The organism is Streptomyces sp. NPDC051563 (assembly GCF_044454225.1).
Lineage (GTDB): Bacteria > Actinomycetota > Actinomycetes > Streptomycetales > Streptomycetaceae > Streptomyces.
On the sequence record NZ_JBITDL010000001.1, the window covers coordinates 20,084 to 32,852 of the forward strand.

Genomic DNA, 12,769 nt, shown 5'->3' on the forward strand with positions numbered 1-12,769 from the left:
GACACCGGGATCTCGCCGAGCTTGCGGGCTCTGTAGGCGGCCTGTCGGCAGGCGTGTGAGCACCACCGTCGGGCTGCTGAGGCCGAGTCCATGGGGGTTCGGCAGAAGCCGCATGTCGGGCCCGTGGGGACGCTGTGGCCGGCGGGAGGTTGGGCGGGGTTCTGCTGGCGTTGGAGGTAGTCCTGGTCTCGGCATCGCTGGCAGTAGCCCGCCGGACCGCGGCGGCTCACGGGGATGCGGTGGATGATCTCGCCGCACTTCGTGCAGAGCTTCGCCGGGGAGGCGGTCGTGGCCGGCTCGGGGGGCCGCTCGACTCCTTGGCGGTGTGCCATCCGGCGGCAGCGTGGGGAACACCAGGACGGTGTGCTCTTCCCCGGGGTCCGGGGCAGTTCGATTCCGCAGTATCCGCAGGTCGGGGTGCCGATGGTGCGTTGCAGATGGGCGCGTTGGCGGCAGCGGGCGGAGCAGTGGCGTCGGGGGCTTCCGCCGGCGGTGCCCTTCGGGGGGAGCGGGGCGTCGCACTCGGCGCATCGGGTTGCCGGGCCTTCGAGGGCTTCTCGGAGGGCGGCGGGGTGACGGCCGGTTGCTGCGGCGAGCCGGCCCCAGCTCGGTTTCCCGCGGTGGTGGGGCGGCGGGCAGAGGTAGTCCCGCAGGTAGGCGGGCTGGAGGTGGTTGGCTTGGGCGAGCCGGACGATGAAGGCTTCGACGCCTTCGCGGTCCAGGGGCCGCACTTGGCGCGGGAGGCGGGTGACGGTGGGGTCCGGTTCCATGTCGGGGGTCACCGGGTGGTCCGCCTGCGGGGCTTGGGCGAGGCGGCGAGGTCGAGCGGAACGTCCTCCAGGCCGTACTTGGTGAGTTCCTCGGTGCCGGTGAGGATCGCGTCGATCGCGGCGCCGCGGATCTGGTGGGAGAGGGAGCCGATCATGCCGCCGCAGCGTTCGTGGAGGAAGCGGTCGAGGCTGATCAGGCTGAACGGTTCGTGCTTGAGCAGGACCAGCGTGCCTTCCAGGGTCCTGACCAGGCCCTTCCACTCGGGTCCGTAGGGGAAGGGGTGGGTGCGGATGAGGGTGAAGCGGCCGGCGATCTGTTCACCGCGGACGCCGGCCAGGAGTCGCTCGACGTTGATGCCGGCGTAGACGAACGTCGCGGGGATGCGCTCGGAGAAGTACTTGAGGGTGTCGGCGACCTCGGCGCCGTTGCGGCTGGTCAGCGAGATGTTGTGGAGCTCGTCGACGAGGACCAGGCCGGTGCGGGCGTCGGTGCAGACGCCGACGACGGCTTCGATGATGTCGGTGATGTTGAACCGGGGGGTCACCGGCAGGCCGAGGAAGCGGGCGAACTCCGCCGCGATCATGCGGGGTGTGGCGGCGGGTGGGACGGTGATGTAGACGACTGGGATGCGGCCCAGGTCGTCGGGATGGCGTGAGCGGTCCAGGAGTTCGTGGGCCAGGCCGAGCTGGGTGATGGCGATCGTCTTGCCGGTGCCGGCCGGGCCGGAGACGATCAGCCCGCGGCGGGCGCTGATCGCGTGCCGGTTGAGCAGGACGAGGCGTCGGCCGGTGGCGACGGTGTGCTGGACGGTGGAGGTGCGGACCACCAGCAGGCGGGTGTGGTAGTCGAGCCGGTCCTCGTCGTAGGCCGTCCGCTTCGCCGCGGGCAGGGCGGCGTACTGTTCCGGGGAGAGCAACGGCGGAGCCTCGGGAGGGCGGTCGGTGAACCGGAGCCAGCCTTCGAGGGTGGTCAGGTGCTGTCCCGGCTCCTCCGGCTCGCTCACTTCCGCCTCCAGGGGTCTTCGAGCGGGTCGAACAGCCCCAGCGGAATCACTTCGGCCAGGGACTCCCGTTCTTCCGGCTCGGTGACCGGTTCGGCAGGCTCGGCTGCCGGGGCCGGGATGGAAGGGCCGGTGTTCTTGGTGCGGGCCGCCACCCGCTGCTCGCGCCGGCTCGGCTGGCGGCCTGGCTCGCCGGGCGGGCCGCCGTGCGCGCGGGTCAGCAGGGCGGAGACGGCGTCGGCGAGTTCCTCCTCCGTCGCCTCGGGCAGCTGCCGGGCGACGTGGTCCCAGGCCAGGTCCCCGAACGGCACCGGAACCCGCTTCAGGTACTTCCAGGTGGCCGGCACCCACCCGCCGTCACCGAGGTGGTCGCGTACCCAGATGCGGGAGACGTCGTAGGGGTCGTGGTGGACCTCCCAGAGCCCGCGCTTGGCCTGGACCCCCGAGTGCTGGCGCCGCATCGGGCCCAACTCCTCGCTGTCGTAGATCCGGTTCTTGATCCGGATGCCGTAGTCGTTGACGACCCGCCAGAGGGCGGGCAGCAGCTCGACGTAGTCGTCGCCGCTCAGCGCGACCGGGACGTAGCCGCATGCCTCGATGAGGGCGGCGTACTTCTCGTTCGGGGTGAATGCCCGGCCGGGGTGCGCGGGATCCCGCAGGCCGTCGTGCGGACGGTTCTGCCACGCGGCGACGATCCACTCGTCCAGCAACTCCTGCAGTTCCAACAGGGACCACAGTCGCTCGCGCTCCAGGTGACGGCCGCGGTGGTCGGTGCTGCGGCCGGTGTAGCCGGCCACGAACTGGGCGAACAAGGTGGCCACCGAGCCGAGCATCTTCTCGATGTGGCCCTTCTCGAAGGGCGAGCCCTTGTGCGTGGGCTGGAACTCGATCTGCAGGAACCGGCAGGAGGACTGGAAGTTGCGGGAGACGAAGACCTTCCCGTGGTCGCAGACGATCGTCTCCGGCACGATCACCGGCCGGGCGGCGGCGTACGCCAGGCGTTCGTCGAGCTGAAGGAGCCGACGGTGCGGCAGCACCGAGCGGGACATCGCCAACGCGTCCGCCCAGCCCGGCCGCATGGGCTCGGGGGTGACCGTGCGGGCCAGCAGCACGCTCGCGTCGACCGACTTCGTGGTCGGCCGCAGCACCGCCGCGGTCAGCGTCCTCGTCGCGACGTCGATCATGCCGGTGAGATCGACCTTCCCGGTCACCCCGCTGTCCAGCAGGACCAGGACGTCGAGCGGGGTGGAGTCGATCTGCATGATCTCGCCCGGCGCGAAGACCGTCCGCTCGCCGAACGGCCCCACCGCCCCGTGGGCGCGCGAACGCCGGGTGACGGCCGAGCCGAAGGTGTGGGTGCCGTCGGTGAGCTTGGCCAGCAGCCGGTAGAGGGTCCGCTCCGAGGGCAGCTTCACCGCCCGGCCCTCGGGCGTCTGCCGCAGCAGCTCGCCGGTCCGCCAGATGATGAACGTGCCCCTGCGGGTGGAGGCGTCGACGGCCTCGACGATCGCCTGCCGCATCGCCGCCACGACTCGGTCGTCCACCGCCCCGAACGCCGGCTTCTTGCGGACCGGCCGGTGATCGGCCAGCCCCATCACGCCCTGGGCCTGGTAGCGGCGCCGCTTGAGGGCGACCGTGCTCGCCGCGGCCGGGTGGCCCGCCGCGGTCAGCTCGGCGGCCTTCGCCCGCTCGCGGACCGTCAACGACCGGCCCGGACCGTACTCGGGCCGGCGCTCGGCGCCCGGGCCCGCGCCCGGCGGCAGGCCGTGCAGCACCTCGAGAATGTGCCCCTCCCACCAAAGAGCCTTCTGCCTCGCCTCCTGCGGCAGCGTCTCCAGCAGCGACGCGGCCGGCAGTGGCATCCGCACCGGGCTGCCGATCACCGCGAAGTCCTCCGCGGCCAGCAGCTCGCCCGTCCCGACCACCAGCAGCTCCGCTTCCCCCTCGCCGGTCAGCGTCACCGACGTCGCCGAGACCGCCACCACCGCCCGGACCTGCCCCGAGGCCCGCACCCAGGCGCCGGCCTCGATCGCGGCCGGCCGCTGCAGATACGTCACCAGCTCGTCCCCCTCGCCCAGATCACGGTCCCGCTGTGCAGCAGTTCCCCGCCCAGGTCCGCCGTCAAGACGCCGGACCACAGCAGATGGAACAGGTGCGGCAGCACCAGCAGCGGATCGCCCACCCGCACCGCCCCGGCCCGCAGCGGGCCCGGCTCGGCGAACAGCTCCAACAGGCCGTCCACGACGTCCGGCCGGCGGGCGGACCGGGCCCGGCGGTAGCGCACCAGCCACCGCACGTTCGCCATCAGCACCGGATCGGCCACCCCCACCCGTACGAACTCCCAGCCCACCGCCCGGCAGGCCCGCTCCGTCGCCGCGAAGGCCTCCGCGGACGCCTCGTCGATCTGGTCGCCAGCCCGGACGTCGACCACACGAGCCCGCCCGTCCGCGAGGCGTACGAAGTAGTCCGGCGCGTGCCGGCGCGCACGCTGTCCGTCGTGCCAGTGCAGCCAGAACGGCTGCGAGGCCACCCCCACGACATCCGGATCCCGGTCCAGCAGGATCAGCCGGTCCCGCTCCAGCCAGGACTCGAACCCGATCAAGTCCGCCGCGGTGACGGCGTAGTACCAGCCCGCGAAGCCCCGGGCACCCTTGTCCCACCGGAAGCCACGAACCGGCTCGGCCTCCTCGAACCGCGCACTCCACCCCTCGGCCAGCGTCACCCGCACCCGCTCACCCGACACAGAAAAGTCCAGCTCGAAGGCCGCTAACGCTGCATCCCCGTACGCACGCTCAGGTGCCCCCACCACGCCCCCAGACCAGCGATCGTTCCGAGTGCTCAAGCTTCGATGACAGAAAAGTACGGTTCGTCAGACTTCGGTGGCAATCGAACAAGATTCGTTGTCGGAGGACACTACGCCCGGGGCCGGGCGAACCAGGCCGCGCTCTCCTTCTTCAGGCAGCAGGACAGGACGATCGCCGTGAAGACGAAGCTCGGTCCGGACGCCCCGTCTCCGGAGATCAGCCCGAACAGGGCACTGGCGCCGGTGAGCGCCGCGATCACGATGGCCGCCGTCCGCACTCCCGACCCGCCCGTGCGGAACTTGAGGCCTACCAGCAGGCAGGCGACGCCCGTGAGCACGGAGATCAGACCGACGAGCAGGAAGGCCCCGGAGGTGAGCCCCGCGTCGCCGGTCTCGTCCACGGTCGGTCCGACGACGGTGAGCACGATGAGGAAGAGCCCGATCACGATGTTCAGGCCCGCCCCGACGAACAGCGCGATCCGCGCGGTCTTCACCGCCTTCGGCATCTCCTGCGGGACGTACGGACCGGTGGGGTACGTCGGGGGGACGGGAGAAGGTGCGGTGTTCAACTCGGACTCTTTCGCTGGGCTGATGGGCTGATCTGCTGTGCGTGTATGCCACGGATAAGCCAACAGCCCGCGGTCGCCGCCCCCGCCCGCCGAAGGTCCCGATGATCAATCCGATGGACCCTGCGCGGTTCCGGTGCCTCAGGCGCTTCAGGCGCCTCAGGCGCTCGCGGCGCTTCCGGCGGCGTACGAGGAGACCAGGCGCGACAGGTGCCGGCCCGCCAGGAGGAGCGGGGTGCGGCTCCGGGTGACCTGGGAGGTCATCTCGGCGCCCTCCAGGGTGTTGATCACGGTGACCGCCAGTTCGCGGGCCTCCGCCTCCGGGTGGCCGCAGGCCAGGAGCTTCGCGGCGACGAGCTCCTGCCAGTTCGCGAAGGCCCGGGCGCAGGCCGCCTGGAGCTCGGGCAGCCGGCCGACCGACTCCAGGGCCGTGGTCGTCACGGGGCAGCCGTCGCGCCAGTCGGACGCTTCGAGCGCCTCGGCGAGCAGCTCCGTGACCGCCTCCATGGCGCGCGCCGGGTCCGCGTGGGCGGACAGCCCGAAGCGGAGCGCCTCGGCGAACTCCTCGTCGCCGAAGTGGATCGCGGCGACCGCGAGCTCCTGCTTGCCCCCGGGAAAGAAGTGGTAGAGCGAGCCGAGGGTGGCTCCCGCCTCGCGGACGAGCTGCTTGACCGGCGTGTTCTCGTACCCGCCGTGCTGGAGGAGGCGCGAGGCGGTACGGACCAGCCGCTCCCGCGTCCCGAGTCCGTCCGCCGTCTTCACCTCTGCTGCTGCCATGCGGAGAACCTTACTCCCGGATCTGGATAGAGCGTTCGTTCTAGTGCGTGCTACGTTCGTTCCGAGCGCTGGATAGAGCGTTCGTTCCAGAGATCGATCCACCCATCCGAGGAGAGCTCTGCCATGAACCAGGACCGGACCCCCGCGGTCACCGTCATCGGACTCGGCCCCATGGGGCGGGCCATGGCCGCCGCCTACCTGGACGCCGGATACGAGGTCACCGTCTGGAACCGCAGCCCCGGCAAGGACACCGAGCTCGTGGCACGCGGTGCGCGGCGGGCCGGCAGCGCCGCCGACGCGGTCGCGGCGAGCGGACTGACGGTGCTCAGCCTCATCGACGTGGAGGCCATGTACACGGCCCTCGGCGACGCCGACCTCCGCGGCCGGGTCCTGGCCAACCTGTCCTCCGACGTCCCCGACAAGGCCCGGGCGGCCGCTCGCTGGGCGCAGGAGCGCGGGGCCGCGTACCTCACCGGCGGGGTCAACGTGCCGCCGTCCGGCATCGGCCGGGAGGGCTCGTCGATCTTCGTCAGCGGCCCCGAGGAGGTCTACGCCGCCCACCGCACGGCGCTCGACCTGCTCGCCGCCACCGACTACCGGGGCACCGACCCCGGCTATGCCCAGCTCTACTACCAGCTCAACATGATCATGTTCTGGACCGCGTACACCGGCTGGTACCAGGCCCTCGCCGTGGCGCGGGCCAACGGCCTGACGGCCGCGGACCTCGTGCCGTACGCGGCCTACACGGCCGACAGCATGCGCGGCTTCTACGAGGGCTCCGCCCCGCTGCTCGACGCGGAGGCGCACGAGGGCACCCACCAGCGCCTCGCGATGTGCGCGGCGAGCGTGGAGCACGTCCTGCACACCGCCGCCGACTCCGGGGTGGACACCGGGATCCTGACGGCGCACGCCGACCTCTACCGTCGCGGGGTCGCCGCGGGCTTCGGCGCCGACAGCAGCTCGCGGCTGGTCAGCCTGCTCCAGGGGGCGCCGCCGGCAGCCTGAGGGCGGCCGGGACCTCCCGGTCCGCGAGGGGGTGCCAGGTGGTGCCGGCCTGGGCCGTGAGCACGACGAGGGCCGCCACGAAGACGAGGGAGGCCAGCACGAAGGAGCCCCCCACGACAGCGGGGTCGGCGGGGTCGCTGGCGCGCAGGAGGAGGAAGGCGTGGACGGCGGGGGCCGCCGCGCCGGTGCCGTAGGCCCACAGGGCCGCTTGATGCCAGAAGGGGCTCATGTGGAGGCGGGCCGCCGGGGCCCGGGCGAAGAGCTCGTCCAGGTGGGCCCGGACGGCCGCCTGGAAGGCCGGATCCGCGCCGTTGACGCCGAGGCGGGACCGGCGCCCGTCCGGCTCGTACCAGTGGAGCGCACGGAACGCGGCAGCGGTGACCGGGTGGGCCGGCCCGGACGCCGCCTGCACGGGCTCCGGGCCGTCGCCATCGCCGTCGCCATCGCCATCGCCGTCCCCGTCGCCGCCGGGCAGGGCGCGCTCCTCCTTCAGCAGCCGGAGGGCCACGGCCGACGCCCGGTGGGAGTTGCGTGCCAGCCGGTCGGGCTGGTGGTTCCGCGCGCACAACGGCTCGGCGGCACCCAGCAGTTCCGCGTGGTAGGCGTCGCGCTCCGGCAGGGCCCGCACCTGCCGGACGATCCGGGCCTCCACCGAACGCCGCCACAGCCGGAGCAGTCCGAAGGCGGTGTTCACCGCCGCGAGCGAGACCAGACAGGTCGTCAGCATCCCCATGGAGACGACGATCGGCGACGGCCTCGCGGCCCGCAAGAGCCCGGGCGGCCCCCCAGCGGCGCAGGGCCTCAGCGGCGCAGGCCCCCGGCGCCGCAGGCCCTCAGCGGCGCAGGGCCTCCGCCGGCTGGATGCGGGCGGCGCGCCATGCCGGGTACAGGCCGGCGACGAGGCCCGTCACCAGTCCGATGACCGGTGCCGCGGCCGCCGTCGCCGGGTGGATCACCGGGGTCCAGTCGCGGACCACGGCGACGAGGACCACGGTGAGGACCCCCAGGGAGGTCCCGACGAGGCCGCCCAGCGCGCCGAGCGCGCCGGACTCCGCGAGGAACTGCACGGTGATGTGGCGTCCGCGGGCGCCCAGGGCCCGGCGCAGGCCGATCTCCCCGGTGCGCTCCAGGACGGCGACCAGGGTGGTGTTGGCGATGCCGACGGCGCCGATCACCAGGCAGATGGATGCCAGCAGGAGGAACAGCCGGTTCAGGTCGTCGCCGACCTGGCCCCGCAGCATCTTGGGGTCCGGCGGCGGGACGACCTTGAAGTACTCCGGGTGGTCGGGGCGCAGCGCCGTCGGGGCCAGCCGCCCGATCTGCTGGGCGGCGCCGAGTCTGGTCGCGACCAGCATCCGCGCTCCGCCGGGGCCGGGTCCGCCCCAGATCCGTTCCGCCGTGGTGCGGGGTACGACGACCGACATCAGCAGGTCGGCCTTGCGGTCCGTGTCGGCGACGATGCCGATGACGGTGAACGGCCGGCCGCCGATGAAGATCGCCGGGCTGGTCTCCAGCGTGGTGATGCCGAGCCGGTCGGCGACGGCCGTACCGATGACGGCCACCGGCGCCTCCCGGTCCGCGGCGAAGGCGTCGTAGAGCCTTCCCTCGGCCAGCCGGGCGCCCGCCGCGGCGAGCACCCCGGGCGAGGCGGCCACGACGTCGGTACTGGTCGGGGCGCCGCGGTCCCCGGCGACGACGGAGGCCCGCACGGCCTCCGCCGCCGACAGCCTGACCGGCCAGAACACCCCGGCGCGCTCGACCCCGTTGAGCCGCTCGATCCGTGCGTCGGCGTCCGCCGGGAAGGCGGGCCCGGCGAACTCGTCGCGTTCGTTGGCGACGTCCTCGACGGTCACCTCGGTCGCGCTGAGGGCGTTGAAGCGGGTGTCGATCTGCGAGGAGGTGGTGGCGGTCAGCCCGAGGATCGCCACGAACGTGCCCACGCCGAGCACCGTGCCGAGCGCGGTCAGCGCCGAGCGGCCGGGCCGCTGGAGCATTCCGGCGAGGGACTCGGAGAGCACGTCGCGCCAGCCGAACACGGAGGGCCGGATGCGGCCGTCCCGCCGCACGCGCCGCCGCACGCGCCACCGCATGAGCCTCACGTGGCGGACTCCGCCACGGCCGCCTCCAGAACGGGCGCCTCCCCCACGGCCGCCTCGGACGCGGCCGGCTCCGAGACGCTCAGCACCCCGTCCCGGATGGTCACCGTGCGCTTGGCGCGGGCGGCGACGAGCGGATCGTGGGTGATCACCAGGACCGTCATGCCCTCGTCCGCGTGCAGCCTCTCCAGCAGGGCCAGTACCGCGTCGGCGTTCGCCGTGTCGAGGTTGCCGGTCGGCTCGTCGCACAGCAGCAGGGAGGGCCGGGTCACCAGCGCGCGGGCGATGGCCACCCGCTGGCGTTCTCCGCCGGACAGCCGCGTGGGCAGCGCGTCGATGCGGTGGCCGAGGCCCACCTGCTCCAGTGCGCGGCGGGCCCGGGCCCGCCGCTCCCGGCGCGGGGTGCCGTCGTAGACGAGGGCGAGCGTGACGTTCTCCAACGCGCTGCGCTGGGGCAGCAGATGGAAGGACTGGAACACGAAGCCGATGCGCAGTCCGCGCAGGGCGGTGCGGTCGGCGTCCCGGAGGGTGCCGGTGTCGATGCCGTCCAGGAGGTACGTTCCGCCGGTGGGCGCGTCCAGCAGGCCGACGATGTTGAGGAACGTGGACTTCCCCGAACCGGACGGACCGACGACGGCGACGAACTCGCCCCGCCCGACGGTCAGATCGCACGCCCGGAGGGCGGCCACGGGCGGCGGGCCGGGGTAGGTCAGCGCGATCCCGCGGAACTCGATGACCGGTTCCGGCTCGTCCGGCGTCTCATCTGCGCTCACGGGGAGGCCTTCTCACGGGCCACTCCGGTGATCACCCTGTCTCCGCTCGCCAACGAGCCGTCCGCCACGGGCGTGACGGCCACGAACCCGTCCCCCGCCGTCCCCGTCCGTATCTCCACCCGGCGCCGCTCCCCGCTCCCGGCGAGCACGGTCACGGTGGTCCGGCCGTCGGCCCCGGAGCTGATCGCGGTGATCGGTACGACGAGCGAGGCGCCGTCCGTCGAGGCCGCGGTGACGGTGACGCGCACGTCCTGGCCGGTCAGCTCCGCCTTCAGCGGCGCGCCGGGAGTGATCTCCACGAGCCATCCGCTCGCGCCCTGGACACCGCCCGGCGCGGGTGCGTCCGCGCCGCCCGGCGCCTGTCCGGACGGGGCGCCGGCCGTGGAGGGCTTGTCGGAGACGAGCGTGACCTCGCCCTTCGCGGACAGGCCGGTCACCTCGGAGTAGATCTCGGCCGCACGGCCGGGCCGCACGAGGTCCTTCTGGTACTCGGGCACGCGCGCCTGCACCACCAGCTTGCCGGCGGACAGCGTCATGGCGGTCCCGGTGGCCTCGGCGCCCACCTTCGCGGCCACCGAGTCCACGCGGGCCGGGAAGCTCTGGAGGAACACCACCTCGCCCGCGGGCAGCTTCGGCCCGGCCACCGCCTCCGCGGCGGTGAGCTTCTTCCTGGCCTCGGCCAGGTCCTCCTGCGCCCTGCGCACGGCCTTCGCCCCGTCCCGGGCGGCGCCGGCCTCCGCCTCGGCCCGCGCCCCGGATCCCGGCTTGGCCCCCGGCCCGGCGTCCTCCCCGGCCCCGGACCCGGACCCGGGCTTGGAGCCGGAACCGGACCCGGACTTGGACGCCTGCGCCTGCGCGCTCCTGGCGTCTTCCAGTGCCCGCTGGGCGAGGGTGACCTGGCTCCGGGCCTCTTCCACCGGGTCGCCCCCGGCCCCGTTCGCGGACACCGGGGCGTAGCCCATCGCCGTGTAGAAGGAGGTGAGCGCGGCCTTGGTCCCGGCACCGAAGCTGCCCGCCGGGTCCGGGGCCGAGGAGCGGCCGAGTGCCTTCAGCGCCTTCTGCAGCTGGGCGATGTCGTCGCCCGTGGCGCCCGGCACCAGGTCGCGGTAGACGGGCAGGCTGCCCTCCAGGACGAACACGGGCCGCCCGGACACCTCCATCAGGACCTGTCCCGCCTGGACCGTGTCCCCCGGCCGGACCCGCATCTTGGTGATCACGGGCCGTGCGGCGCCCGTCCCGGCGGACACCTGGGGTATCACCTCGACGGTCTGGCCCGCGACGACCTGGCCGCGGGTGATGACGGACGAGGTGAGCACCCGGCGTTCCACGGTCGCGGTCAGCACGTCGGCGCGCGGGGCCGCGGCCTCCGCGGCGGCCTGCGCCGGGGACTTCACCACCAGCGCCGCGCCCATCCCGCCGAGGGTGGTCAGTACGGCGCCCACCGCGACGGCCGCCACCCACCGGCGCCGTCCGGACGCACCGCGCGCCCCCGCTCCGGGCAGGTCCGGCTCCGGAGGGCCCGGCTGAACCACGTCGAGCGCCGTACCCGGCTCCGGGAGGCCCGGCTGAACCACGTCGAGCGCCGTACCCGCCTCCGGAGGGCCCGGCTGAGCCACGTCGACGGCCGTGCCCGTGTCCTGCGCCATCCAAGTCCCCCCTCGCCCGGCGGACCCGCCGGGGGCGGGCCGGGGGCGGACCGGGGCATGAGTCTGACGGCACCTTCCCGGGCCGAGCGCCCAAAGAATAGGTCGTGTGCGCGGGTACGTCCACCGTCCCACCAGCGCCGAACGATCAAGTTCCAGCCATGATCAATTCGATGGAAGCAGAGCCGACTTGAGCCGCCCACCGCCCCGCGACACGGCGAAGCCCCGGGCCGCTGGCCAGGGGCTTCGCCGTACGTGGAGCGGGGTCCGGGACCCGGGGTCCGCACCCCGGGCTCGGGGTCAGTCCTCCGACACCTCGCCCGCGCCGCGGTGACCGAGGCCGGTGCGCTCGGTGGTGGGGATGCGGCCCAGCCGGCCGGCCTGGAAGTCGTCGAACGCCTGCTGGAGTTCGTGCTTGCTGTTCATCACGAACGGCCCGTAGTGCGCCATCGGCTCCCGGATCGGCGCTCCGCCGAGCAGGACGACCTCCAGCGCGGGGGCGTTGGCGTCCTGGCCCTCGTCCGCGCGCAGGGTCAGCGAGCCGCCCTCGCCGAAGACCGCGGTCTGCCCGGTGTGGATGGGCCGCCGGTCCTCGCCGACCGAGCCGCGCCCGGCCAGTACGTACGCCAGGGCGTTGAAGTCCTCGCGCCACGGGAGGGTGATCTGCGCGCCGGGTGCGACCGTCGCGTGGATCATCGTGATCGGGGTGTGGGTGATGCCGGGGCCCTGGTGGCCGTCCAGCTCGCCGGCGATGACGCGGAGCAGGGCGCCGCCGTCCGGGGTGGAGAGCAGCTGGACCTGGCCGCCGCCGATGTCCTGGTAGCGCGGGGGCATCATCTTGTCGGAGGCGGGGAGGTTCACCCACAGCTGGAGGCCGTGGAAGAGCCCGCCGGACACCACGAGCGACTCCGGCGGCGCCTCGATGTGCAGCAGGCCGCTGCCCGCCGTCATCCACTGGGTGTCGCCGCCGTTGATGACTCCGCCGCCGCCGTTGCTGTCCTGGTGGACGAAGGTTCCGTCGATCAGGTAGGTGACGGTCTCGAAGCCGCGGTGGGGGTGCCAGGGGGTGCCCTTGGGCTCGCCCGGCGCGTACTCCACCTCGCCCATCTGGTCCATCATGATGAACGGGTCGAGGTACTGGTAGTTGATCCCGGCGAACGCACGGCGCACCGGGAACCCCTCGCCCTCGAAGCCGCCCGGGGCGGTCGTGACGGCCAGCACCTTGCGGGCGGTCGTCTCCTGGGCCGGCTCCCCGACGCGCGGGAGCGTCAACGGGTTCTCCACAGTCACTGCAGGCATGGTCGGAACCTCCTTCTGGCGTCGAGTTTAGTTGAA

General features: G+C 73.4%; 11 protein-coding genes. 1 reads left to right on the plus strand and 10 read right to left on the minus strand.

What is annotated here, in order from left to right; genetic code table 11:
- Nucleotides 1-778: 778 nt before the first annotated feature.
- The 5 genes from ACIA8F_RS00070 to ACIA8F_RS00090 form a co-directional block, all read right to left on the minus strand.
- A complete protein-coding gene (locus ACIA8F_RS00070; protein WP_358379054.1) occupies nucleotides 779-1,774 on the minus strand; it encodes an ATP-binding protein in 996 nt (331 codons plus the stop codon).
- The gene (locus ACIA8F_RS00075; protein WP_358379051.1) at nucleotides 1,771-3,828 is read right to left on the minus strand and encodes a transposase; all 2,058 of its coding nucleotides are present in this window, start codon (nucleotides 3,826-3,828) and stop codon (nucleotides 1,771-1,773) included. The genes ACIA8F_RS00070 and ACIA8F_RS00075 overlap by 4 nt, the downstream gene beginning before the upstream one ends.
- On the minus strand, nucleotides 3,825-4,499 hold the full coding sequence (locus ACIA8F_RS00080) for a TnsA-like heteromeric transposase endonuclease subunit (protein WP_399375874.1): 675 nt from the start codon (nucleotides 4,497-4,499) through the stop codon (nucleotides 3,825-3,827). The genes ACIA8F_RS00075 and ACIA8F_RS00080 overlap by 4 nt, the downstream gene beginning before the upstream one ends.
- Before the next feature lie 185 nt (nucleotides 4,500-4,684).
- The gene (locus ACIA8F_RS00085) at nucleotides 4,685-5,143 is read right to left on the minus strand and encodes a hypothetical protein (protein ID WP_399375875.1); all 459 of its coding nucleotides are present in this window, start codon (nucleotides 5,141-5,143) and stop codon (nucleotides 4,685-4,687) included.
- Between the two features lie 156 nt (nucleotides 5,144-5,299).
- The gene (locus ACIA8F_RS00090; RefSeq protein WP_399375876.1) at nucleotides 5,300-5,917 is read right to left on the minus strand and encodes a TetR/AcrR family transcriptional regulator; all 618 of its coding nucleotides are present in this window, start codon (nucleotides 5,915-5,917) and stop codon (nucleotides 5,300-5,302) included.
- 123 nt (nucleotides 5,918-6,040) lie between these two features.
- Between ACIA8F_RS00090 and ACIA8F_RS00095 the strand changes: the two genes are divergently transcribed.
- Nucleotides 6,041-6,922 (plus strand): NAD(P)-dependent oxidoreductase, encoded by an 882-nt coding sequence (locus ACIA8F_RS00095; protein WP_399375877.1) that lies wholly within the window; start codon nucleotides 6,041-6,043, stop codon nucleotides 6,920-6,922.
- Here the strand turns inward: ACIA8F_RS00095 and ACIA8F_RS00100 are convergent.
- The 5 genes from ACIA8F_RS00100 to ACIA8F_RS00120 form a co-directional block, all read right to left on the minus strand.
- Complete coding sequence (locus tag ACIA8F_RS00100; RefSeq protein ID WP_399375878.1) at nucleotides 6,888-7,655, minus strand: hypothetical protein; 768 nt, start codon at nucleotides 7,653-7,655, stop codon at nucleotides 6,888-6,890. The two genes, ACIA8F_RS00095 and ACIA8F_RS00100, sit on opposite strands and share 35 nt — an antisense overlap.
- Before the next feature lie 100 nt (nucleotides 7,656-7,755).
- Entirely contained in the window at nucleotides 7,756-9,012 is a 1,257-nt protein-coding gene (locus ACIA8F_RS00105; RefSeq protein ID WP_399376242.1) for an ABC transporter permease, read from the minus strand.
- 5 nt (nucleotides 9,013-9,017) lie between these two features.
- Complete coding sequence (locus tag ACIA8F_RS00110; protein WP_399375879.1) at nucleotides 9,018-9,791, minus strand: ABC transporter ATP-binding protein; 774 nt, start codon at nucleotides 9,789-9,791, stop codon at nucleotides 9,018-9,020.
- A complete protein-coding gene (locus tag ACIA8F_RS00115) occupies nucleotides 9,788-11,437 on the minus strand; it encodes a peptidoglycan-binding protein (protein ID WP_399375880.1) in 1,650 nt (549 codons plus the stop codon). The genes ACIA8F_RS00110 and ACIA8F_RS00115 overlap by 4 nt, the downstream gene beginning before the upstream one ends.
- A 297-nt stretch (nucleotides 11,438-11,734) precedes the next feature.
- Entirely contained in the window at nucleotides 11,735-12,733 is a 999-nt protein-coding gene (locus ACIA8F_RS00120; protein WP_399375881.1) for a pirin family protein, read from the minus strand.
- Between the last annotated feature and the right edge of the window lie 36 nt (nucleotides 12,734-12,769).

Coding starts and splice junctions, on each gene's coding strand:
- ACIA8F_RS00115 (WP_399375880.1), bottom strand. CDS start 11,437: ATGGCGCAGGACACGGGCACGGCCGTCGACGTGGCTCAGCCGGGCCCT.
- ACIA8F_RS00105 (WP_399376242.1), bottom strand. CDS start 9,012: ATGCGGTGGCGCGTGCGGCGGCGCGTGCGGCGGGACGGCCGCATCCGG.
- ACIA8F_RS00100 (WP_399375878.1), bottom strand. CDS start 7,655: ATGGGGATGCTGACGACCTGTCTGGTCTCGCTCGCGGCGGTGAACACC.
- ACIA8F_RS00095 (WP_399375877.1), top strand. CDS start 6,041: ATGAACCAGGACCGGACCCCCGCGGTCACCGTCATCGGACTCGGCCCC.
- ACIA8F_RS00090 (WP_399375876.1), bottom strand. CDS start 5,917: ATGGCAGCAGCAGAGGTGAAGACGGCGGACGGACTCGGGACGCGGGAG.
- ACIA8F_RS00120 (WP_399375881.1), bottom strand. CDS start 12,733: ATGCCTGCAGTGACTGTGGAGAACCCGTTGACGCTCCCGCGCGTCGGG.